General features: G+C 58.2%; 20 protein-coding genes. 11 read left to right on the top strand and 9 right to left on the bottom strand.

The features are described 5' to 3' along the window. Positions 1-6: 6 nt before the first annotated feature. Positions 7-1,803: a thiamine pyrophosphate-binding protein gene (locus RAE19_RS01255; RefSeq protein WP_430962559.1), complete on the top strand. Its 1,797-nt coding sequence runs from the start codon at positions 7-9 to the stop codon at positions 1,801-1,803. Positions 1,804-1,817: 14 nt separating this feature from the next. After that, positions 1,818-2,207: an SMU1112c/YaeR family gloxylase I-like metalloprotein gene (gene gloA2 / locus RAE19_RS01250; protein WP_313876152.1), complete on the top strand. Its 390-nt coding sequence runs from the start codon at positions 1,818-1,820 to the stop codon at positions 2,205-2,207. A gap of 49 nt (positions 2,208-2,256) precedes the next feature. Here gloA2 and RAE19_RS01245 read toward each other — a convergent pair whose 3' ends face one another. The 7 genes from RAE19_RS01245 to RAE19_RS01215 all read right to left on the bottom strand — a co-directional run bounded on the left by RAE19_RS01245 (position 2,257) and on the right by RAE19_RS01215 (position 10,146). Beyond that, positions 2,257-3,831 (bottom strand): ABC transporter substrate-binding protein, encoded by a 1,575-nt coding sequence (locus tag RAE19_RS01245; protein ID WP_313873210.1) that lies wholly within the window; start codon positions 3,829-3,831, stop codon positions 2,257-2,259. A 164-nt stretch (positions 3,832-3,995) separates the two neighbouring features. Then, positions 3,996-5,000 (bottom strand): ABC transporter ATP-binding protein, encoded by a 1,005-nt coding sequence (locus RAE19_RS01240; protein WP_313873209.1) that lies wholly within the window; start codon positions 4,998-5,000, stop codon positions 3,996-3,998. Beyond that, a complete protein-coding gene (locus RAE19_RS01235) occupies positions 4,997-5,968 on the bottom strand; it encodes an ABC transporter ATP-binding protein (RefSeq protein WP_313873208.1) in 972 nt (323 codons plus the stop codon). Before RAE19_RS01235 ends, RAE19_RS01240 begins: the two co-directional genes overlap by 4 nt. A 6-nt stretch (positions 5,969-5,974) precedes the next feature. Further along, a complete protein-coding gene (locus tag RAE19_RS01230; RefSeq protein WP_313873207.1) occupies positions 5,975-6,886 on the bottom strand; it encodes an ABC transporter permease in 912 nt (303 codons plus the stop codon). Between the two features lie 42 nt (positions 6,887-6,928). Then, the gene (locus RAE19_RS01225; RefSeq protein ID WP_313873206.1) at positions 6,929-7,909 is read right to left on the bottom strand and encodes an ABC transporter permease; all 981 of its coding nucleotides are present in this window, start codon (positions 7,907-7,909) and stop codon (positions 6,929-6,931) included. A gap of 65 nt (positions 7,910-7,974) precedes the next feature. Then, positions 7,975-9,546: an ABC transporter substrate-binding protein gene (locus RAE19_RS01220; protein ID WP_313873205.1), complete on the bottom strand. Its 1,572-nt coding sequence runs from the start codon at positions 9,544-9,546 to the stop codon at positions 7,975-7,977. Between the two features lie 168 nt (positions 9,547-9,714). Continuing rightward, entirely contained in the window at positions 9,715-10,146 is a 432-nt protein-coding gene (locus tag RAE19_RS01215) for an SWIB/MDM2 domain-containing protein (protein ID WP_313873204.1), read from the bottom strand. 177 nt (positions 10,147-10,323) lie between these two features. Here RAE19_RS01215 and rraA point away from each other — a divergent pair, with 177 nt between their 5' ends. Further along, positions 10,324-10,857: a ribonuclease E activity regulator RraA gene (gene rraA / locus RAE19_RS01210; RefSeq protein WP_313873203.1), complete on the top strand. Its 534-nt coding sequence runs from the start codon at positions 10,324-10,326 to the stop codon at positions 10,855-10,857. Here the strand turns inward: rraA and RAE19_RS01205 are convergent. After that, entirely contained in the window at positions 10,849-11,787 is a 939-nt protein-coding gene (locus RAE19_RS01205) for a DMT family transporter (RefSeq protein WP_313873202.1), read from the bottom strand. The genes rraA and RAE19_RS01205 overlap by 9 nt on opposite strands. A gap of 142 nt (positions 11,788-11,929) precedes the next feature. On the opposite strand from RAE19_RS01205, the gene speB reads away from it, so the two are divergent. After that, positions 11,930-12,850, top strand: a complete 921-nt coding sequence (gene speB, locus RAE19_RS01200; RefSeq protein ID WP_313873201.1) for an agmatinase — start codon at positions 11,930-11,932, stop codon at positions 12,848-12,850. A gap of 12 nt (positions 12,851-12,862) precedes the next feature. Continuing rightward, positions 12,863-14,164 (top strand): NAD(P)/FAD-dependent oxidoreductase, encoded by a 1,302-nt coding sequence (locus tag RAE19_RS01195; RefSeq protein WP_313873200.1) that lies wholly within the window; start codon positions 12,863-12,865, stop codon positions 14,162-14,164. Here the strand turns inward: RAE19_RS01195 and RAE19_RS01190 are convergent. After that, positions 14,151-15,614, bottom strand: a complete 1,464-nt coding sequence (locus RAE19_RS01190; protein ID WP_313873199.1) for a PLP-dependent aminotransferase family protein — start codon at positions 15,612-15,614, stop codon at positions 14,151-14,153. The two genes, RAE19_RS01195 and RAE19_RS01190, sit on opposite strands and share 14 nt — an antisense overlap. A 140-nt stretch (positions 15,615-15,754) precedes the next feature. Here RAE19_RS01190 and RAE19_RS01185 point away from each other — a divergent pair, with 140 nt between their 5' ends. The 6 genes from RAE19_RS01185 to RAE19_RS01160 all read left to right on the top strand — a co-directional run bounded on the left by RAE19_RS01185 (position 15,755) and on the right by RAE19_RS01160 (position 22,791). Then, complete coding sequence (locus RAE19_RS01185; RefSeq protein WP_313873198.1) at positions 15,755-17,122, top strand: glutamine synthetase family protein; 1,368 nt, start codon at positions 15,755-15,757, stop codon at positions 17,120-17,122. A gap of 30 nt (positions 17,123-17,152) precedes the next feature. After that, entirely contained in the window at positions 17,153-18,547 is a 1,395-nt protein-coding gene (locus RAE19_RS01180) for an aspartate aminotransferase family protein (protein ID WP_313873197.1), read from the top strand. Positions 18,548-18,639: 92 nt separating this feature from the next. Then, the gene (locus tag RAE19_RS01175; protein ID WP_313873196.1) at positions 18,640-19,800 is read left to right on the top strand and encodes an extracellular solute-binding protein; all 1,161 of its coding nucleotides are present in this window, start codon (positions 18,640-18,642) and stop codon (positions 19,798-19,800) included. 89 nt (positions 19,801-19,889) lie between these two features. After that, on the top strand, positions 19,890-20,990 hold the full coding sequence (locus RAE19_RS01170) for an ABC transporter ATP-binding protein (RefSeq protein ID WP_313873195.1): 1,101 nt from the start codon (positions 19,890-19,892) through the stop codon (positions 20,988-20,990). Between the two features lie 8 nt (positions 20,991-20,998). Further along, positions 20,999-21,916 (top strand): ABC transporter permease, encoded by a 918-nt coding sequence (locus RAE19_RS01165; RefSeq protein ID WP_313873194.1) that lies wholly within the window; start codon positions 20,999-21,001, stop codon positions 21,914-21,916. Between the two features lie 8 nt (positions 21,917-21,924). Further along, complete coding sequence (locus tag RAE19_RS01160) at positions 21,925-22,791, top strand: ABC transporter permease (protein ID WP_313873193.1); 867 nt, start codon at positions 21,925-21,927, stop codon at positions 22,789-22,791. Positions 22,792-22,797 lie beyond the last annotated feature (6 nt).

Here is a 22,797-nt window from a genome sequence, read left to right as displayed (position 1 = left end):
GGCACAATGTCGGGCATGCAGACATCCACACCCACTCTTGACACCTCCACCCCCGCACTCGCCGGGCACCTCTTGGTCCAGTGCTTGATTGCACAGGGCGTTACCCACGCTTTTGGTGTGCCGGGGGAAAGCTATTTGGCGGTGCTCGATGGCTTTCACCGCTACCGGGATCAGATTCGCTTCATCATCAACCGGCAAGAGGGCGGTGCTGCGTTCATGGCAGAAGCCCAGGGCAAGCTGACCGGCCGCCCCGGTATTTGTTTTGTGACCCGCGGCCCGGGGGCTACGAATGCCAGCATTGGTGTGCACACCGCGTTTCAGGATTCCACGCCGATGGTGCTTTTCATCGGGGATGTGGCCAGCGACCAGCGCGACCGCGAGGCTTTTCAGGAAATGGATTACCGGGTCATGTTCGGCCCCAGCGCCTTGGGCATGGCCAAGCGGGTCGAGCGGATTGACGATGCGAAACGCATTCCCGAATACGTGGCGCGCGCTTTTGCAACCGCCATGAATGGGCGCCCCGGCCCGGTGGTGCTGGTGTTGCCGGAAGACATGTTGACGCAAGTGTTGGTGCCCGATGCCGCGGGGCAGCTTCCGCAGCCGCTGGCCCGTGTCGAGCCTGTCGAGGCCTGGAGCGACCCTGGTGCCCTGCGGGATCTGCGCCAGCTGCTCTTAAAAGCAGAGCGCCCCTTCGTGATTGCAGGGGGTGGGGGGTGGACGCCGCAGGCCGCGCAAGCGCTGCAGCGCTTCGCTGAAAACTGGCGCTTGCCGGTCGGCAATGCGTTCCGCTTTCAAGACACCTTTGACAACCACCACCCGCAGTACGCGGGCGATGTGGGCATCGGCATCAACCCGGCGCTTGCCAAGCGGGTGCGCGACAGTGACTTGATCATTGCCATCGGCCCCCGTTTGGGTGAAATGACCACCGGTGGCTATACCCTGCTGCAAGCGCCTAAAGCGGCGCAGACGCTGGTGCACATCCACGCCAGTGCAGAAGAGCTCAACCGGGTGTACCAGGCGGATCTGGCCATCCACGCCAACATGCGCGCCGCGGCCCGCTCTCTGGAGGTGTTGACCGCACCGGTGAATGTCCCGTGGGAGGCTTGGACGCAGGCCTGCAATGCCGACTACCAGGCGAATTTGGTGCCCTCGGTGATTGCCGATTTGCCGGCCGACAACGAGCGCGGTTTGGTGGACATGCCCCATGTGATCGCTTGTTTGCAAAAGCACTTGCCTGCCGATGCGGTGCTGACCAACGGTGCCGGCAACTTTGCTAGCTGGTTGCACCGTTTTTACCGCTACACCGGCTTGGCCGCCGGACACAAGACCCAGTTGGCGCCGACCAACGGCGCCATGGGCTATGGCGTGCCCGCAGGTATTGCGGCGGCGATTTTGAGTCAAGAAGCGACTGGCAGCGGCCAGAGCCGGGTGGCGTTCACAATTGCCGGGGATGGCGATTTCCTGATGAACGGGCAAGAGCTTGCCACCGCGGTGCAGCACGGTGCCAAGAGCATCATTTTGCTGCTGAACAACGGCATGTACGGCACCATCCGCATGCACCAAGAGCGCGAATATCCAGAGCATGTGGCCGGTACCGCGCTGGCGAACCCCGACTTCAGTGCGCTGGCAAGGGCCTATGGCTATGCCGGTGTCACGATCCGCAAGAGTGCAGATTTTGAGGCCGAGCTGCTTGCCGCCTTGGCCCGGCCCCAGGGCACCGTGATTGAGGTGGTGCTGGAGCCTGAGCTCATCAGCACCCGCGGAACCCTGCAGAGCCTGACCCAAAACGCCCTCAAGCGATGAGCGCCATGCCTGCGCTGCAGTTGCAAGGTGTGCACCATGTGGCGGTGATTGCGTCGGACTACGCCCGCTCCAAGCACTTTTATGTCGAGGTTTTGGGTTTGCGCGTGTTGGCGGAGAACTACCGTAGCGCGCGCGATTCCTGGAAGCTGGACCTCGCATTGCCGGATGGCTCGCAGATCGAGTTGTTTTCGTTCCCGAACCCGCCACCGCGCCCTTCACGCCCGGAGGCGTGTGGCTTGCGGCACCTGTGTTTTGCGGTGGCCGATGTGGAGCTTGCCAAACAGCAACTCGAGGCACAAGGCCTCGCGGTGGAAGCAGTGCGGGTCGACGAGTACACCGGCAAGCGGTTTACTTTTTTTGCCGATCCCGATGGACTGCCATTGGAGCTCTACGAAGTTTGCTAGAGCGCCCACTCGCTCGGGGATTGAGCAGAGCGCACTGTCTGGGCTTGCGCTAGTTGAGCTGAAGAATGCGCCAGTCGATTCGGTTGTCCGGGCGGTGAACGATGCTTACGTTGCTCCGCATTGCCCAAGGGATGATTTGGTTGATCAACGGAATATTGGCCACTTCATCATTTTGAAGTTGTAGGGCTTCGGTAATGAGGTCGGTGCGGGCTTTGGGGTCCAGCTCCATCCTGATTCTGCCAATGAGGGCATCCATGGCGGGGTTGCTGTAGCGTCCGAAATTGCCGTCACCACTGTTCCGGGTGCGGGTTTCGACTAGAGATTGAAGCGTGTTCAAGCCATCAAATGTGGAAGGGCCGAAACCGATCAGATAGGCACCCAATTCGTGGCGTTGCAAGCGGGGGAAGTAGTCAGTGAACGGGTAGGTCGTCAACTTGGTTTTTACTCCGATACGCTCCCACATCACCGTGATCGCCTTGCAGATGTCTTCATCATTGGGGTAGCGATTGTTGGGGCACGAGAGTTCCATCTCGAATCCGTCCGGGTAACCTGCTTGGCCCAGGAGGGCTTTGGCGTCGGAGATGCTGAATTCAGGCCGCTGGCTGAGCGCCTCTGTCCAACCATTGACCTTGGGCATTATCAGTGCGCCGGTTACCTGTCCCATCCCGCGCAGGGTCACCCGGGTGATTGCGCCTGTGTCTATCGCGGTGTACAGCGCTTTGCGAACACGCAAATCTTTCAGCGGGTTTTTGCCTTTGACATTGCTGCCCTTGAGCTGATCACTGAAATGATCCATCCCAATGAACAAAGTGCGGTTCTCTGCGCCCGTGAGTACTTTGAAGTCTGGGTTGTTGCGTATGGTTAGCAGGGTTTGTGGACTAGGGTCGAGCACCAGGTCGATACTCTTGTTTTCCAGTGCCGCCATCCGGCTGGGCAAACTGGGTATGGGACTGAAAACAATTTCTGTGACGTTGGACTCCATTGACCCCCACCATGCAGGGTTGCGGGTAAGAATGATGTCCCGATTGGGGATCCATTCCTTGAGTACAAAAGGGCCGGTACCGTTGGCATTACGGTGGGCGTAGTTTTCTGACTTGGATTTGATGTCCTTGGGATTTGTCGAGTCGTTTTCCTTTGCCCACGACTCGCTGAGTATGCGCAGCTCTGTGAGTTGGTTGAGAAGGACCGGGTTTGGTGTTTTGGTGTGGATGTCTAGCCTCAAGTCGTCAATTTTTACGACACGCACAATGCCCTGGGTGAAGGGGCTGAACGTGGAGGTGGGCTTCATTGCGCGCAGGATGGAAAAAGCCGCATCGTCAGCAGTGAATGGACGCCCGTCGTGAAACTTGACCCCGGAGCGCAGGGTGATGCGCAAGTGTGTAGGGGTGATTTGTTGCCACTGGCGCGCCAGTAGAGGCTCGATCTCAAAAGTCCGGCTGTTGTAATACACGAGGCTCTCGTACACCGCCGCGTGGATACCGTTTTGAAGACCGGCGTTTTGGCTATGCGGATCCCAGGACAGTACGTCGCTCGCAGCTGCCCACTTGAACGTTTTGGCCGGGCTCAAAGGAGCGGCCAGTATTAGCAGGGTTACGAGTGCTGTACGGACGAGTGTAACGATCATGAGTGCCTCCAACGCTTGGCTATTTTGCACATCATAAAAGCGTTCGGCCCGCTTTGCTACCGGCCGCGCAGTAGAACTCATCGCAAAAAAAAGCGCTCGCTGAACAAGGTCTGCGAGCGCTTTGAGGTGCTTTGCCCCGGCTGGGGCGGAGGCGGTTCAGCCGATCAGATTCGGCCTTCCTCCACTGCGTGGCATGCGACGCGAATGCCATCGAGCTTCTTCATTTCCGGCTTTTCACTCTTGCAGCGTGCATTGGCGTGCGGGCAGCGTGGGTGAAACGCACAACCCGATGGCGGGTTGAGCGGGTTTGGCACTTCGCCTGCCACCGCCGTACGTGCGCGCCCGGTGTCGTGCATTTTGGGAATGGCATCTAGCAACATGCGGGTGTAGGGGTGACGCGGGCTGTCGAACAGCGTGTGTTTGTCAGCCAACTCCACCAAGCCACCCAAGTACATGACCCCAACCTGGTCGCTGACATGCCGCACCACCGCGAGATTGTGCGAGATGAACAGGTAGGTCAGCCCCTGCTTGCGCTGCAGGTCTTTCATGATGTTGAGCACTTGCGCCTGCACACTCACATCCAGAGCGGAGGTGGGTTCATCGCACACCAGAAACTCCGGCTGGGTCGCCAAAGCCCGTGCAATCGAAATGCGCTGACGCTGGCCACCCGAAAACTGGTGCGGAAACTTGACGCGGTCTTGCGCCGAGAGTCCGACAGACTCCAGCAGCTCGCCCACGCGTTGATCCAGGGCAGCTTGCTCACTCAGGATTTCATGCTCGATCAGGGGCTCGGCAATGATGTCACCCACCGTCCAGCGCGGATTCAGGCTGGCATAAGGGTCTTGGAACACCATCTGCACCCGGCGGCGCAGTTTGCGTCCCTCTGGGGTTTTGAATGCGGCATGGGCATCTTGCCCATCGAATTCAAAGCCGCCACGGGTGGGTTCATACAAACCGACCAGCAAACGCGCCACCGTGCTTTTGCCGCATCCGGACTCACCCACAAGAGCGAGGGTGGTGCCGCGTTCGATATCAAAGCTCACGCCATTCACTGCCTTCAGCAGCATCTTGGGTTTGCGCTCGATTACCCGGTTCAGCCAGGGGGCAGAGACGTCAAAGGTCTTGGCGAGGTCAGTCGCCCTGACCAGCGGTTGTGCGTCTTGGCTCATGCGGCACCTCCAGCCTCGTGCAGCCAGCAGGCTGCTTGGGTGTTGCCTGCCTGCATCAGGTCGGGGCGTTGTTGGGTGCACTTGGCGATGGTGCGGGTGCAGCGAGGGTTGAATGCGCAGCCTTGTGGGATGGCATTTAGTCGTGGCATGGCACCATCAATCTGATGGAGGTTTTCGCGATCTTGGCTCATGTCGGGGATACAGGCCATCAGGCCCGCCGTATAGGGGTGTGACGGCCGGTTGATCACATCGTGCACGGGGCCGATTTCAGCCACCCGGCCTGCATACATCACAGCCACGCGGTCGCAGGTCTCGGCAATCACGCCCATGTCGTGGGTAATCAGCATGACCGCAGCACCACGCTCTTTGCAGATGGTCTTGAGCAAGGTGATGATTTGCGCCTGGATGGAGACGTCCAGTGCCGTGGTGGGTTCGTCAGCCACAATCAGCTTGGGTTCTGCGGCCAAGGCCAAAGCGATCACGACGCGCTGGCGCATGCCGCCAGAGAACTGGTGCGGATAGTGGTCGATCCGCTGTTCTGCGGCCGGAATGCCGGTGTCTTTGAGCAGCTGAATCGCCCGTTCACGCGCCTGTGCCTGGTTCAGTGGCAGGTGGGTGGTGATGGTTTCAATCAGTTGCCGGCCGACCGAGTAGAGCGGGTTCAGCGAGGTCAGCGGATCCTGAAAGATCGCGCCGATCTTGCGGCCGCGTATCGCACGCATGCGATCTTGCGGCAGGTTGTCGATACGCTGGCCTTCAAGCAGGATCTCGCCGCTGCCGATGCGGCCCGGCGGCTCCAGCAAGCCGATGATCGCCGCCCCGGTCAGCGATTTGCCGGCACCGGATTCACCGACAACACCCAGAATTTCTCCGGGTGCAATGTCGAACGAGACTTGATCGAGCGCACGCAGCGTGCCCCTGCGTGATGGGAATTCCACCACCAGATTTTTAACTTGTAACAAACTCATAGGTGCTTATCTCAAGCGAGGGTTCAGGGCATCGCGCAACCAATCACCCAGCAAATTAACGCTCAGGGCAATCAGGACCAGCATCGCGCCCGGGAAAATGGTGATCCACCATTCGCCGGAGAACAGGTAGTCGTTGCCGACCCGGATCAGGGTACCTAGCGACGGAGAGGTGGGTGGCGCACCAACGCCAAGGAAGGAAAGGGTGGCTTCGGTGATGATGGCCGTGGCTACTTGGATCGTGGCTAGCACCAACACGGGGCCGAGCACGTTGGGTAGCACATGCTTGCGCATGATGCGAAGCGGTGCCACACCGGTGACTCGCGCAGCTTGCACATATTCCTTGTTGCGCTCAACCAGGGTACTGCCGCGCACGGTGCGGGCGTATTGCACCCAACCCGTCAGGGAGATCGAGATGATCAGTACGCCAAAGGCGAGCGACTCATGTGCATTAGGGAAGAGCGCGCGGCCCACACCCGCAATCAGCAAAGCGACCAGGATTGCGGGGAAGGAGAGCATCACGTCGCACAAGCGCATCAGCAAGGCGTCAACCCAACCACCCAGGAAGCCCGCCAGCAGGCCAAAGCTGACCCCGACCAGTAGTGACAACACCACGGAGGCGAGCCCCACGGCCAGTGAGATGCGGGCGCCGTACATCAAGGCGGACAAAATGTCGCGGCCCTGATCGTCGGTACCCAGCAGGTAGCCGGCTTTGCCGCCTTCACTCCAGGCGGGCGGGAGTCGGGCGTTGTCCAGCTGCAGCGTGGACAGGTCAAACGGGTTATGAGGTGCAATCCAAGGCGCAAAGAGCGCACACACCAGACAGGTGAGTGCAATCAGCGCAGCGAAGATGGCAGTAGGGGACGTGCGGAAGCTATAGCCCACATCGCCATCCCACCACCGGTGAAATAGAGAGTTCAATTGATGTTCCTCTGTGAGGGAAATAAGGTTGGGTTCTGTGGCTCAATGCCCGCTGGACTTGCCGGCACGCAGCCGCGGATCCACCGCGAAATACAGCAGGTCCACGATCAGGTTGATGACCACAAAGATCAAGGCAATCAGGCAGAGGTAAGCGGCCATGACCGGAATGTCTGCAAACGTCACCGCCTGTATGAACAAGAGGCCCATGCCCGGCCACTGGAACACAGTTTCCGTAATGATGGCGAAGGCAATCAAACCGCCCAGCTGCAAGCCGGTGATCGTCATCACGGGTACCAGCGTGTTTTTCAGCGCATGCCCGAAGTGAACAGCTCGTGTCGTCAGGCCCCGCGCGCGCGCGAACTTGATGTAGTCGGTCCGCAAGACTTCCAACATCTCCGCACGTACCAGTCGCATGATCAGGGTGAGCTGAAAAATAGCCAAAGTGACTGCCGGCAACACGATGTGGTGCCAGCCTTTAGCCGTCAGCAAACCGCTGGTCCACCAGCCGATCTTCACCACTTCTCCACGGCCGAAGCTCGGGAACCAGCCCAGCGTTACGGCGAACACCAGAATCAACAAAATGCCGATCAAGAAGGTGGGAAGCGAGACGCCCAGAAGCGACAGCGTCATGAACACTTGGCTCAAGAACGAGCCGCGTTTGAGCGCAGCATAAACCCCCATGGGGATCCCGACCGCAAGTGCCAGAAAACCAGCGACCAAAGCGAGCTCAAGGGTGGCAGGGAAACGCTCGGCAATCAGCGCGGAGACCTGGGTCCCCTGGCGCAAACTGAAACCGAACTCACCCTGGGCAGCATTACTGAGGAAATGCCAGAACTGAACAATAAAAGGTTGGTCAAGGCCCAGGGCCTGACGCAGTTCCTTGATTTGCTCTTGCGTTGCATCCTGTCCCAACAAGAAGACGACAGGGTCGCCAACGTATTGAAACAGCATGAACGATATGAGGGCAACGGTGACCATCACCAATGCCGCTTGCGCCAAGCGCCGCACTATGAATGCAAACATAGATTCAAAAAAATGAGGGTCGCGGCAGATACTGCCGCGACCCCGTTTACTAAAGAAGTGCGGTCTTACTTAACTTTGACCAAGCGCCAGTCGAGGCGGTTGTCTGCGCGGTGGACCACGTCAATGTTTTTCTTCATGGCCCAAGGAATGACTTGGTTATGCAAAGGAATATTGGCAACGTCGTCGTTGTGCAGTTGAAGTGCTTTAGTGAGCAATTCGGCGCGTAGCTTCAGGTCGGTTTCTTTTTTGGTGCGCTCGATCAAAGCGTCCATCTGGGGGTTGCTGTAGCGGCCTACGTTGTAGTTACCGTCACCGCCGGCGCCCACGGTACGAACCAGGGATTGCAGGCTGTACAGCGCATCAAATGTGGGCACGCCCCAGCCCAGCATGTAAATGCTGGCTTCATTGCGCTGGATCATGGGGAAGTAGGTCACCAAAGGCATGGTGCGCAGCTTCGCCTTGACGCCGATACGCGACCACATGGCAGTTACGGCCTGGCAGATCTGTTCGTCGTTGATGTAGCGGTTATTCGGGCAAGCCAGATCCACTTCAAAACCGTCTTTGTAGCCGGCATCGGCCAACAGCTTTTGAGCAGCCGCCACGTCGAACGGGTAACGCTTGTGCACAGCTTCGGTCCAGCCAGTGACCTGAGGGGCCACGATGGCGCCGGTGGCTTGACCCAGTCCACGCATGGTGACGCGGGTGATGGCGTTTACGTCGATTGCCTGGTAGAGCGCCTTGCGGACGCGCACATCTTTCAGCGGGTTTTTGCCCTTAATGTTGCTGCCCACGAGCTCGTCGCGGAACTGGTCCATGCCGAAAAAGATGGTGCGGTTTTCAATGCCGTCCATCACCTTCAACTCGGGGTTGGAGCGCACGCGTGGCAAGTCTTGCGGGCTGGGGTCCAGCACCAGGTCCACTTCGCCGGAGAGCAAGGCCGCCATACGGGTAGCCACTGCCTTGACGGGGGTGTAGACAATTTCTGTCACATTCGAATCACTCTTGCCCCACCAGCCTTTGTTTTGGGTGAGAACCAGCTTTTGGTCCGGCAACCACTCTTTGAGCATGTAAGGGCCGGTGCCGTTGGCATTGCGGTGGGCAAAATTCTCTTCTTGGGTCTTGATGTCCTTGGGGGCAACAGACTTGTTCTTCTCGGCCCAGGCTTTGCTCATCACACGCAGCTCGGTCATCTGGTTCAGCAGAACGGGGTTGGGCGTCTTGCTGTACACATCGAAGGTGGTTTCGTTGACCTTGACGACCTTGTCCACGCCCTGGATGTAGGGGGTGAAGTTCGATGTCGGCATCATGGCGCGCTGGATGGAGAACACAGCGTCATCCACAGTCAACGGGCTTCCGTCATGAAACTTCACGCCACTACGCAAAGTGAAGCGCATCTGGGTGGGAGAAATGTCTTTCCAGGCAGTTGCCAGTACGGGTTCGATCTTGAAAGTCTTGCTGTTGTAGTAAACGAGGCTTTCGTAGACCGCGGCGTGAATGCCGTTTTGGAGTGCGTTGTTTTGGGAGTGGATGTCCCAAGTAGCGATATCACTGGAGCTGGACCATTTGAATGTCTTGGCCTGCAATGCGGTTGCTCCGAATGCCATGGTTGCGGCGAGAGCGAGTACCTGGAGTTTCATGGGTAAAAATCCCTTGGTTTAAAGGTGGCGATTATGCATAAACCATACCAATAAAAATTGGCGGAAAACCCTAGGTGTTCCGGGGTCCAGATCGCGGCTTTTTTGACCTTTACCACGAATAAAAAAAGGCCGGAGAGTCCGGCCTTTTTTGGTAGTCGCGCAGGCGACTTACTTCAGGTGCTTGCCGATCAGGCCAGCCAATTCAAACATGGTGACTTGGGCTTTGCCGAAGATTTCTTTGAGCTTGGCATCGGCGTTGATGTTGCGCTTGTTGGCCGCGTCTTGCAGACCGTGCTTTTTGATGTATGTCCAGAGCTTGCTCACCACTTCGGTGCGTGGCAATGCAGCTGAACCAACCACTGCTGCCAGTGCGGAGCTGGGGGTCAGGGCTTTCATGAACGCGGCGTTCACAGTGCGCTTTTTGGCGGGGGCCTTCTTCGCAGGTGCTGCAGCTTTCTTGGCGGGTGCAGCGGCTTTCTTTGCAGGAGCCGCAGCCTTGACGGCTACTTTCTTCGCAGGTGCTGCAGCCTTGGTTGCAGGAGCAGCTTTCTTTGCTGGTGCAGCGGCTTTCTTAGCCGGCGCTTTTTTCGCAGTTGCCATGGTGAATTGTCCTTTTTGAAGTTGGTTTTAGCCCAGCAAAAAAAAGCTTCTTCACTGGTGTCGCACATGCTAATGGCAAAAAAGCGGCTTTCCAAGGGAGCATGGTCAATTTTCCTGCGCGAATGTTGTTTTTTTCATTGGAGAATCCATGCAATTGAGTCCTCAAGGAGTGCCCTGATGTCCGGTTTCGTGTTTCCTCCGTTTTCCACCTGTGACTTTTGCGATCTCTACAAGAGTGACAGCAGCGGTGATTTCAGGGTGCTGCCCCCTGTCTTTAGAGAGTTCGGCGGACTGTCAGCCTTCTGTGGGCCGGTGTATACCGTGCAGTGTTTGGAAGACAACAGCTTTGTGAAACAGGCGGTGGATTCTCAGGGGTGGCTGGACACGCCAACGGGCCGCGTGGCGCAGGTGCTGGTGGTCGATGGCGGTGCCTCGATGCAGCGGGCGTTGGTCGGAGGCAATTTGGCCGCAGCAGCGGCCCGTAACGGGTGGGCCGGTATTGTGGTGAACGGGTGTGTCCGCGATCTTGCAGAGCTGGAGCAGCAGCCTGTGGGCATCCGGGCTCTGGCGCCCATGCCGTTGCCTACCGAAAAACGTCAACAGGGTTTGGTGCAGCTCCCGGTGCGGGTGCAGGGCGTGTGGGTGCGCCCGGGTGACTGGTTATATGCCGACCGGGACGGCATGGTGATCGCGCCCCGCCCCTTAGTGTGAGGGTGCGCTGCCGCGCCCCGGCAGCGTTGCCAGTACAACGCTCAACACAGCGATGCCGAACGCCACCATCTGAAGGCCGCCCAGTGGCTCGCCCAGAACTAAAACGCCCACCACGGCCGCTGATATCGGCAGCATCACGGTGAACACCCCGGCGCGTGAAGCGGGCACGTTTTTCAGGCCGCTCATCCACAGCCACACGGTCCATACACTGGCGGCCAAAGAGTAAAACAGCAGCAGCAGCCAGGAGCCTGTCGTCACTGAGCCGAAGTCAAACGACCAGGCGACGTAAGCGCCCAGAGGTGTCATCAACGCAAAGCCCCACAAATTAATGAGTGCGGTGATGCGCCGTGGAGTCAGGGCACCGGTGAGCTTTTTGGCAATCACTGCATAAGCGGCTTCGCAGAGCACTGCGGCAAACACCAGAGCGTTGCCCAAAAGGTGGTGGTTTTGAGTCAAATCGCCACTTGGCGCAGATGGTCCGTGCGCAGAGTGCTCACTTTTTGATAGTGCGAGCAAGCCGATACCCAAAGCGCTGCACGCGACAGCCAGCCACGTGCGGCCACTGATTTTTTCCTTGAGAAACACCCAGCTCATCAGCGCCACGACTGCCGGTATGGCCGCCATGATGACGCCGGCAGACACTGCGGTGGTCATGCTGACGCCATACAACATGCAGATCGAGAACAGAAAGTTTCCGAAAAAGGACTCCAAGAACAAAAACTTGCGGGTGGCGGGGCTCATTGGCATTTCGTCTGCGGGGCGCTTGAGCCAATGGATGGTGGCCAAGCCGCCGATGCCAAAGCGCAGCCACGCCAGCAAAAACACCGGGAGCACCATCACCAGCGGCTTGGAGAGTGCGACATAACTGCCGACGAGTGCCATGCTGGAGGCCAGCAAAGCGTAGGAAAGGAGCCGGGGCGTGGTGTTCATGGGGCGCACTGTGAATCGGACTGACAAGGACCCGATGAGCCTACACCAAGTCACTGGCGTCAAGTGGCTCCATGCAGGAGATGTGGTTCAGGTAAGGTCGCATCCATTTTCATCAACCCACTTGTTGACCAAAGGATGTTTCATGGGTGCAGGTACCTTCGCTTACGCGAGCAACAGCAATCGCTTTTTGGCTTGCGAGCCGCTTCACCACCAGCCGTTTGCCCTTGCAGGCATCCCGTTTGACGGCGCGGTAACCAACCGCCCGGGCGCACGATTCGGCCCCCAGGAGATCCGGCGCGCATCGTTGATGTTGTGTGATGGGCTGCATCCGTACTTTGGGGTGACCCCGATCGATGTGCTGGGTGATGCGGGTGAGTTTGCTTTGCCGAATGCATCGCCTTTGGTGAATGTTCGGGCTGCGATTGAGTATCAAGCGGACGCTCTGTTGGCCCAACATCACTGCGTGTTTCTAGGGGGCGACCATTCCGTCACCCTGCCGTTGCTGCGCGCGATCAAGCGCCGCCATGGTGCGGTGGCGCTGATCCATTTTGATGCGCACTGTGACACCTGGGAGGACCATTTCGGTGAGCCCTCAGGCCATGGCACCTGGACCTATGAAGCGCTGCAAGAAGGACTGGTGCAGGCTGAAAAAACCATTCAGATCGGGCTGCGATCCAGTGGCACCCGTGCCGCCCGGGAATACGTGCGGGACCAAGGCGGGCTGATCTTTACTGCCCGCGATCTGCGCGGGCGCGATGGCGATGGGCTGGCAGGTGTGGTCGCGGCCATCCGTGAGCGAATCGGCGACACGCCGGTGTATTTGACGCTGGACATCGATTGCCTGGACCCCGCATTTGCCCCAGGCACCGGAACCCCTGAGCCCGGTGGCATGAGCAGCTCTCAAGTGCTGACCTTGTTGGAGGAATTGGCGCCGCTGTCGTTCATCGGGATGGACTGTGTCGAGGTCGCCCCCGCGTATGACCATGCCGAACTCACCAGCAATGCCGCGGCAACATTTGTCTGGACTTACCTGAGCGGGCAGGCCGCCAAATTGGCCAAGTAAAGCGCAGCAAACATGTCCCTGCTGAAGTCCGACACCCAGCTCCATCGCAACAGCTTTTACGAAGCGAGTGTGACCCGTCCGCCGGCCTCTGCGGCGCTGGCGGGCGCGCACCGGGCGGATGTGGTGGTGGTGGGTGGTGGCTTTGCCGGTTTGTGTTGTGCGCTGGATTTGCGCGCAGCGGGCTACTCGGTCGTGCTGCTGGAGGCGGATCGGGTGGTCAGCGGCGCGTCGGGGCGCAATGGCGGGCAATTCATCGTGGGCGTGGCCAGTGGGCAGGAGCCGCTGGAGCAGCAGGGTGGCAAAGCGCTCGCCCGGAGCGTGTGGGACATGTCTTTGGAAGCCGTGGCCCTGCTCATAGAACGAGTGGCAGAGCACCAGATTGCGTGTGATCTGGCTACCGGGTACCTGACGGTGGCCGACCGCCCCCGCAAAGCGCGTGCACTTGAAGCCGATGCCGCTGCACTGGAGCGTGACTACGGGTTCAGCACCCGCTGGCTGGAGGGGGCTGCCCTGCAGGAGCAGATACAAAGCGATCGCTATGTTGCCGCGACGTGGGAGCCCGTCTCGGGGCACTTGCATCCTTTGAAGTATGGCCTGGGTCTCATGCGTGCAGCGCTAGCGGCAGGGGTGCAGGTGTTTGAGTCCTCACCAGTCACCGCGCTGGAGCGGGGGGCGAAGGTGACGGCCAAAACAGCCACCGGTGAGGTGCAAGCCGATTTTGCCGTCCTGGCGGGCAATTGCACCCTGCCGGAGTTCGGCCCCCGGGTGGCGCCGGAGATTCGCAGCCGCATCATGCCGGTAGGCACCTACATGGTAGGCACCGAGCCTCTGCCAGAGACGCTAGCCAGCAGCTTGCTGCCCGCAAACGCGGCGGTGTGCGACAACAATTTTGCGGTGGACTATTTCCGCCGGAGTGCAGATCACCGGCTCTTGTTCGGTGGCGGGGTGAGCTACTCCACGGCCACGCCGCGCAATCTGGCGGCCACCATGCAGCAGAGGATGGCCCGGGTGTTCCCGCAACTGGCCAAGGCGCGCCTTGAGTTTGTGTGGGGCGGCTTTGTCGATATCAGCATGAACCGTGCACCTGATTTCGGCCGCATCGATGGCAATGTGTATTACCTGCAGGGTTTCAGCGGGCACGGAGTGGCCTTGACCGGTTTGGCCGGGCGTTTGGTCGCGCAAGCTATTGCTGGTCAGGCCGAGCGGTTTGATGTGTTTGCGCGCATCCAGCATCGCAGCTTTCCGGGGGGGCGCTGGTTGCGGACGCCCAGTTTGGTGCTGGGCATGGCGTATCACCAGCTCAAAGATCTTTGAGCGCTCCAGCAACCAAGCGTGCGAGCTGCGGGCCCCAGTGCGCAATGTCCTGCAAGGTGGCGTATCCGTAGCCGATCACGAGGCCTTTGGCGTCGCGCCGTGCGAGGCAGTAGGCGGACAGGGGGCGAACCACCATGCCGGCTTGTCCGATCCGGCGGGCCAATGCTTCGTCGTCCAACACCGTGGGGAGTTGCAGGCACAAGTGCAGGCCCTGCTCAGCGCCACTGATGCTGGCGTGTGGCCCCAATATGGGTTGAAGCGCGTCCAGCAGGCATTTTCGGCGCTGGGCATAGCTTTGCCGCGCCTTTCGCAAGGCCGCCGCAAAATGGCCCAACTCTATGAATTCTGCGAGTGCTGCCTGCAGGGGGAGTTGCCCCGGCCGGTTGAGGTCGTAGTGGGCTTGCTTGAAAGCAGCAGCCACGTTTTTGGGGACGACCAGATACCCCAGCTTGAGGCCCGGGTAGAGCACCTTGGAAAAGGACCCGAGATAAATCACCCGGCCACTGTGATCGAGCCCGGCCAAGGACGAGAGGGGAGGGCCGCTGAAACGGAACTCGCTGTCGTAGTCGTCCTCCAGGATCCAGGCGTTGTGTTGCCGGCCCAAGGCAAGCAGTTGTTGCCGGCGGGCGAGCGACATGACGGCACCGGTCGGGTACTGGTGCGAGGGCGTGGTGTAAATCAGCCGGGGCGGGTGCTGGTCGTCCAGAGGGCCGGGCGCCAACCCTTGTGGGTCTACCGAAACAGGGTGAAGCTGTAAGCCGGCGGCAGTGAATGCCTTGACGGCGCCCCAATAGGCGGGATCTTCCATCCACACGCATTGCCCGTGGTCCGCAAGCATGTGGGCGCACAAATCGAGAGACTGCTGGGTTCCATTGGTGATCAACACCTGATCCATATCGACCGGCACACTCCGCGATACCCGGAGGTAGTCGGCCACTGCACGCCTCAAAGGGGTGTGGCCGCCGCCGTACGAGTAGTCCAGCATCTCGGGGTAGGTCATGCGCCAATGCTTGTTTTGCAGGCGTTGCCAAAGAGCCACCGGGAAAGCGCTGAAGTCGGCCACACCCGGGGTAAACGGCTGCACTTCGAGTTGGGCGGAGGTGAACTGGGTGGACACGGCAACTCCCCGGCTCGACAGCCCGGACCCCTTGTCTTCCCGCGCTGGCTGGAGGCGCGTCACCTGGCGTGATTGCTCGTTGACATAGGTGCCACTGCCCACCCTACTGACAAGGTAGCCCTCGGTGACCAGCTGGTTGATGGCGGCCACTACTGTGTTGCGCGACAAGTTCAGATCCTGGGTGAGTTCGCGGCTGGAGGGGAGCTTGTCTCCGGCATGGAGCTTGCCTTGCAGCACTGCCCGGCGCAGGGCTTCATACAGTTGGCGGTGCAGCGGCATCTGCCCTTTGCTGCTGAGCTGGTGCATTTCACTGAGGATGAGTTCTGACAGCATGGGGATGCAAATGGTTAAAGTGGCACCATGAAGGTCTTTTAAATGGCTCCGGTTTGCAACCAATTTTGCACCAGAATGATTTGGTCTACAGCGCCGCACTGCAGGCATGATGGCGGTGCAGCACCCCAAGGAGATACAACATGACGGAAAACAAAAACATGAATTTCAACGATCTGGAGCAATGGCTCAATGAGCGCCGGGTCACGGAGGTGGAGTGTTTGGTGCCCGACTTGACCGGAGTCGCTCGCGGAAAAATCCTGCCACGCGCCAAGTTCACCGAAGACCGTGGCATGCGGCTTCCGCAAGCGATTGTGGCCATGGGGGTGACAGGGGAGTTTCCTGAAAGTGGCCCGTACTACGACGTCATTGACCCCACCGACAAAGACATGCAGCTGAGGCCCGATCCATCTTCGGTGCGTATCGTCCCGTGGGCTACAGATCCTACGGCGCAGGTCATTCACGACTGCTTTGACCACGAGGGCAAGCTGGTGCCTTTTGCACCGCGCAGCGTGTTGCGCCGGGTCCTTGATCTTTACGCTGCGGAGGGGCTTCAGCCGATTGTGGCTCCCGAGTTGGAGTTTTACCTTACCGCTCGTAACACCGACCCTAACACCCTGTTGCGTGCACCGGTGGGCCGCAGCGGGCGTGCCGAGACCTCCCGCCAGGCCTACAGCATCGACGCGGTAAACGAGTTCGACCCCTTGTTTGAAGAAATCTACGACTACTCCGACAAGATGGAGCTCAACGTGGACACGCTGATCCACGAAGTCGGGGCAGGGCAGATGGAGATCAACTTCTTCCACAACAAGCCGCTGGGCTTGGCGGATGAGGTGTTTTTCTTCAAGCGCACCGTGCGCGAAGCTGCACTGCGCCATGACATGTACGCGACCTTTATGGCCAAGCCGATTGCAGGCGAACCCGGTAGTGCCATGCACGTGCACCAGAGCTTGGTGGATGTAGAGTCGGGCAAGAATGTGTTCAGCAATGAAGATGGCACGCCATCCGAAGCCTTTATGCACTACATCGGTGGATTGCAGCGCTACATTCCGGCTGCCATGGTGTTGGTGGCACCGTATGTGAATAGTTATCGGCGCCTGTCTCGCAACACAGCGGCACCTATCAATATCGAGTGGGGCTATGACAACCGCACTGTTGGTATCCGTTCGCCCATCTCCTCGCCGGCAGCCCGCCGGGTAGAAAACCGGGTGATCGGCGCAGATGCCAACCCCTATGTGGCGATGGCGATGACCTTGGCGTGCGGCTACCTCGGTCTGAAAAACAAAATCAAACCCAAGCCGGAGATGCGGGGGGATGCCTATCTGTCCCCGTATGCCTTGCCACGGAGCCTCGGGGAGGCGCTGGATTGGCTGCGCAAAGAGACCGATTTGCATGAGGTCTTGGGCAAAGAGTTCGTCACGGTCTATTCAGAAATCAAGGAGCTGGAGTTTGACGAGTTCATGAAGGTGATTTCGCCGTGGGAGCGCGAGCACTTGTTGCTCCATGTGTAACGCCTTCGCCCACCTTTGATTTGAATAGCCATGAACGCATCCATCGATACCGCACATATTCAGGCGCTCGACAGCGCGCACTTTTTGCATCCGTTTACCGACTTTAAAGACCTGCAGGGCCGCGGTGCCCGGGTCATCAGTCATGCGGATGGCATCTACGTCTGGGACTCTGAAGGTCACCGCATCCTGGACGGCATGAGTGGTTTGTGGTGCGTGAATGCCGGATACGGGCGCCGCGAGCTGGCAGATGCAGCCCATCAACAAATGATGACGCTGCCCTACTACAACAGCTTTTTCCAGACGACCAATGTGCCTGCCGTGCAACTGGCCGCCAAATTGGCATCCTTGGCACCAGATGTGGGCGACCGCAGTTTTCAGCATGTCTTTTACTCGTCAAGCGGCAGTGAAAGCAATGATTCGAATGTGCGCATGGTACGTCGCTATTGGGATTTGTTGGGGCAGCCCCAGCGCAAGGTCATCATCAGCCGCCTGAATGCTTACCACGGCAGCACGATGGCGGGCGCCTCTTTGGGGGGCATGAGTGGCATGCACGCGCAGGGTGACTTGCCGATTCCCAACATCACCCACATCGGGCAGCCTTATTTCTTCGAGAACGGCTTGCCCGGCGAGTCGGCCGAGGAGTTCGGGGTGCGGGCAGCGGGGTGGCTGGAGGAAAAAATTCTGTCCGTGGGTCCCGACAAGGTCGCGGCATTCATTGCAGAGCCTGTGCAGGGCGCGGGCGGTGTGATTATTCCGCCGGACAGCTATTGGCCCGAGATCCAGCGGATTGTGGACAAATACGGCATCTTGCTGATCAGTGACGAAGTGATTTGTGCCTTCGGCCGTTTGGGGCACTGGTTCGGGTACGAGAAATTCGGCTACAAGCCCGACTTGGTGACTTTCGCCAAAGCCATCACCAGCGGGTATATCCCCCTGGGCGGCGTGATGGTAGGCAACCGTGTCGCCAAGGTCCTGATTGAACAAGGTGGTGAGTTCAACCATGGCTACACCTACAGCGGCCACCCCGTGGCTTGCGCTGTCGGGCTGGCCAATGTCGCCCTGATGGAGCGTGAGCAGCTCCCTCAAAGGGTGCATGGTGACATTGGGGCTTACTTTGCGCAGCGTTTTGCAGAGCTGAATGAGCACCCCTTGGTCACTGCTGCCGAAACCTGTGGATTCGTAGCTGGCATGGTGCTGATCAAAGACAAGCGCGCAGGTACCCGGTTTGCTGAGCAAGATGCGGTGGGTATGGTGTGCCGGGCCCACTGCTTCGGCAGTGGCTTGGTGATGCGCGCAGTCGGTGACCGGATGATCATTGCCCCGCCGCTGACCATGTCCCGCGCTGACATTGATGAAATGATGCGCTTGATTTATTTGGCATTGGACCTTACCCATGCGGAGCTGAGGGCCAAAGGGCTGGCATAGCACTTCTATAATCTTTTTTGGTCTGAATATTGCTTGAGTCAGGCTAGTCGTTCGTAGTTCAACACCTTCATTTCTACGGGAATCAGCTCACCATGAATAAGTACCTTTGCACGTTTGCGCTCTCTGCGCTGGTTTTGGCCGCATGCGGCAAAAAAGAGGAAGCACCCGCGGCTGCGGCAACACCCGCGCCTGTGGCGAGTGCCCCGGCTGAGCCGGTGAACACCGAAGAAAAGGTACTGAATATTTACAACTGGCCGGACTATATTCCTGAGGGAATGATTGCCGCCTTTGAGAAAGAAACCGGTATCAAGGTTAACTACGACACCTTTGAGACCAACGAAGCGCTGCATGCAAAACTGGTGGCAGGCAACACAGGATACGACTTGGTGGTGCCAGGCACCGTTTTCGCCAAGCCACAAATTGAAGGCGGCTTGCTGCAGCCCCTGGATAAATCAAAAATCAAAAACTTGGCCAATCTGGATCCGGCCCTGATGGCCACCATGACCAAGGCAGATCCGGATAACAAGCACCTCGTGCCGTGGGCTTGGAGCTTTACCACCGTGGGTATCAACAAGACCAAAGTCGAGAAAGCCTTGGGCGGCATGCCCATGCCCGAAAACGCGTGGGATCTGGTATTCAACCCCAAATACACCGCCAAGCTGAAGTCTTGCGGTATTGCCTACCTCGATTCGCCCACTGAAATTCTGCCGGTAGCCTTGCATTACATTGGTAAAGACGCGTATTCCAACAGCGCTGATGACTACAAAGAAGCAGGCGCCATGTTGGCGAAAGTCCGTAAAGACGTGCGTTTGTTCAGCTCCACCATGATTGACGATCTCGCAGGCGGTAAGGCTTGTGCATCCATCGGCTGGGCTGGCGATATCAACATTGCGGCAGTCCGTGCCAAGGAGAACGGCTCCAAAGACGTAATCGAAGCGATGTTGCCCAGCACAGGTGCTCTGATTTTCATTGATGCGATGGGGCTGACCAAGGATGCCAAGCACCCTAACAATGCCCACGCTTTCATTGACTTCTACCTCCGCGCTGAGAGCGGTGCATCCATGACCAATGAGATGAACTACAACACCGGTAACAAGGCTTCGGTGGAAAAAATCAATCCAGAGATGACTGCTAACAAGAGCATTTTTGTGGATGCCGAGTACTTTTCCAAAATGATCCCACCAAGCAGCTTCACCAATGAAGCGCGTGAATCGATGGCGAACGCCTACAACGCGTTCAAAAAAGGTAAGTAAGCCCCGTATTCGACGTACCTCAGGGCTGTTTGTACCCCCGGTATGAACAGCCCTTTTTGCATCTAGAGACATCATCAAAGGTCAATCACATGGCAGTGCAACCCGACAAAGTGGGATATCTTGTCACCGAGAAACTGGTAAAGCGCTTTGACGAAGCTGTTGCTGTCGACGAAGTCTCGCTATCCATCGCCCAAGGTGAAATCTTCGCCCTTTTGGGGAGCTCGGGCTGTGGTAAGTCGACCTTGCTGCGCATGTTGGCTGGTTTTGAGTCGCCGACCTCAGGGCGCATCTTGCTTGGTGGGCAGGACGTGGCCAAGTTGGCACCCTATGACCGCCCGATCAACATGATGTTCCAGAGCTATGCGCTGTTTCCCCACCTGGATATCTGGGAGAACGTCGCTTTCGGTTTGAAGCGGGAGGGCCTGCCCAAAGACGAAATTAAGCAGCGTGTAGGCGAGATGCTGGATTTGGTTCAGCTGGGCGCCTATGCCAAGCGTAAGCCCCACCAACTGTCAGGCGGGCAGCAGCAGCGGGTGGCGTTGGCGCGCAGTTTGGCCAAGCGCCCCAAATTGTTGTTGTTGGATGAGCCCTTGGGCGCGCTCGACAAAAAACTGCGCGAGCAAACCCAATTCGAGTTGGTCAACATCATCGAAAAGGTGGGCGTTACGTGTGTCATGGTGACCCATGACCAGGAGGAAGCCATGACCATGGCAAGTCGTATTGCGGTGATGAGCAAAGGCCGTGTCTTGCAAGTGGGGACCCCTGAAGAAGTCTATGAACATCCGGCCAACCGTTTTGTGGCCGGTTTTATTGGCAATGTGAATGTGTTTGAAGGTCGCCTCAGCGTAGACGAAGTCGACCGCTGTGCCGCAGTCACCGGTATCGGCGAGATACAAGTCGGCCATGGTGTGAGCGGCACGCTCAACATGCCGGTGGGCATCGCTGTGCGGCCTGAAAAAATCGAAATCAGCAAGACGCGCCCGGCGGTCAATGTGAACGTGTTCACCGGGAAGGTGAAAGAGATCGCTTATTTCGGCTCGTACAACACCTTCATCGTGATCGCAACGGACGGAACCCGGGTGAAGATCACCGAGGCCAACACCTCGCGCCAAGACCTGAGCGATATCACCTGGGAGGACGATGTGTTTTTCTGGTGGGGTGATCGTTCCGGCATCGTGTTGCGGGATTGAGGTCGCTTATGTCCACGAACCCTTTGCCTTCCCCCGGACGCCGATTTGTGATCGGTGTGCCATTCAGTTGGTTGCTGATTTTCTTTTTGTTGCCTTTTCTGATTCTGGTCTACATCAGTTTTGTAGACATGGGCAATGACATCAACCCGTTCAAGCCGATTTGGGATTCGGGAACGGGTCTGTTGAAGTTGAAGTACGAGAATTACTGGTCCATCTTCCGAACCGGAGAGGGTGGGGCGCTTTTCCAGACGCTCTACATTGAGGCCTATCTGCGCTCCATTTGGTATGCGCTTTGCACGGCGGTACTGTGTCTGTTGATTGGCTACCCGTTTGCGTATTTCATCGCCCGTGCCAAGCCGAGTGTGCGGCCCGCGCTGTTGATGATGGTGATGTTGCCGTTTTGGACTTCCTTTCTGCTGCGGGTCTATGCATGGAAAGGGATTTTGGCGGATCAGGGGGTCATCAACCAACTGCTGATGGCGGTGGGGCTGACGTCGGAGCCGATTCAGATGCTCTATACCAATGTGTCGATGTTGGTCGGCATGACCTATGTCTACCTGCCCTTCATGATCTTGCCGCTTTACGCCAACTTGGTGAAGATGGATTTCCGTCTTCTGGAGGCGGCCTACGACTTGGGAACATCGCCGTTCAAAGCCTTTTGGTTGGTGACGGTGCCATTGTCCAAAGCGGGCATCGTGGCCGGCTTCATGTTGGTTTTCATCCCTTCGGTCGGTGAATTTGTGATTCCCTCGCTCTTAGGTGGGCCAGAGAACATCATGATTGGCCGGGTGGTCTGGGATGAGATGTTCACCAGCAACAACTGGCCCCGGGCCAGCGCCTTAGCCGTTGTGATGATTGGCCTGATTGTGGTGCCTTTGGCCCTGTACTACCGCTACACCGGCGAAGCCGCTGAGCCCAAGCATTAAGGATCGCCATGAAAGCCTGGATAGAAAAGCATTTCGGCAAAGCCTGGTTGGCTTTGGTGTATCTGTTCCTCTACATGCCGCTGTTGTTTATGGTGGTGTTCTCGTTTAACAGCACCCGTCAGGATGCCAACTTCACGGGATTCTCCCTTCGCTGGTACGAAGCCCTGACGCGGGATACCAAAATTGTCGAAGGGTTTTGGTTATCCATACAAGTGGCACTGGTCACAGGCGTGCTGTCTGCTGTGTTGGGCACTTTTGCCGCATTTGTACTGGTGCGTTACCGCCGTTTTCTCGGCCGTACCGCCTTCTCTGGCATGGTCAATGCACCTTTGGTGATGCCTGAGGTGGTGATTGGTTTGTCACTCTTGTTGTTGATGGTCGGCGCCCAAAATGTGTTCGGTTGGCCCGAACGCGGCATGTTCACCATTATTTTGGGCCACACTCTGTTGGGAATGGCCTATGGCATGGTGGTGATTCAGTCCCGCCTGCTGGAAGTGAACCGTTCGTTGGAAGAGGCCGCCATGGACTTGGGTGCACGACCTCATGAGGTGTTCTTTCTAGTCACACTCCCCAACATCGCCCAAGGCATTTTGGCGGCGTTTTTGCTGAGCTTTACTTTGTCGTTTGACGATGTGGTGATCTCAGAGTTTCTGTCGGGTCCGGGGGTGAATACCTTGCCTCAGGTCATATTCGGCTATGCCCGCCGCGGTATCAATCCGACGATCTATGCAGCCGCTACTTTGCTGATCGTTACGGTGACCACTGTGATTGTGGGCTACAGCATCTGGGTGGCACGCCAGACGCGTAAACGTGAGCGTGAGATTGCTGCAGCCTCAAGGGCTGTGACAGGTGTACTGCAGTCGCCCACCGCTTAAAGGCTG

The organism is Rhodoferax potami, assembly GCF_032193805.1.
GTDB classification, from domain to species: domain Bacteria; phylum Pseudomonadota; class Gammaproteobacteria; order Burkholderiales; family Burkholderiaceae_C; genus Allorhodoferax; species Allorhodoferax potami_A.
The sequence above is the reverse complement of the archived record's forward strand: the minus strand, read 5'-3'. Positions and strand labels throughout refer to the sequence as shown.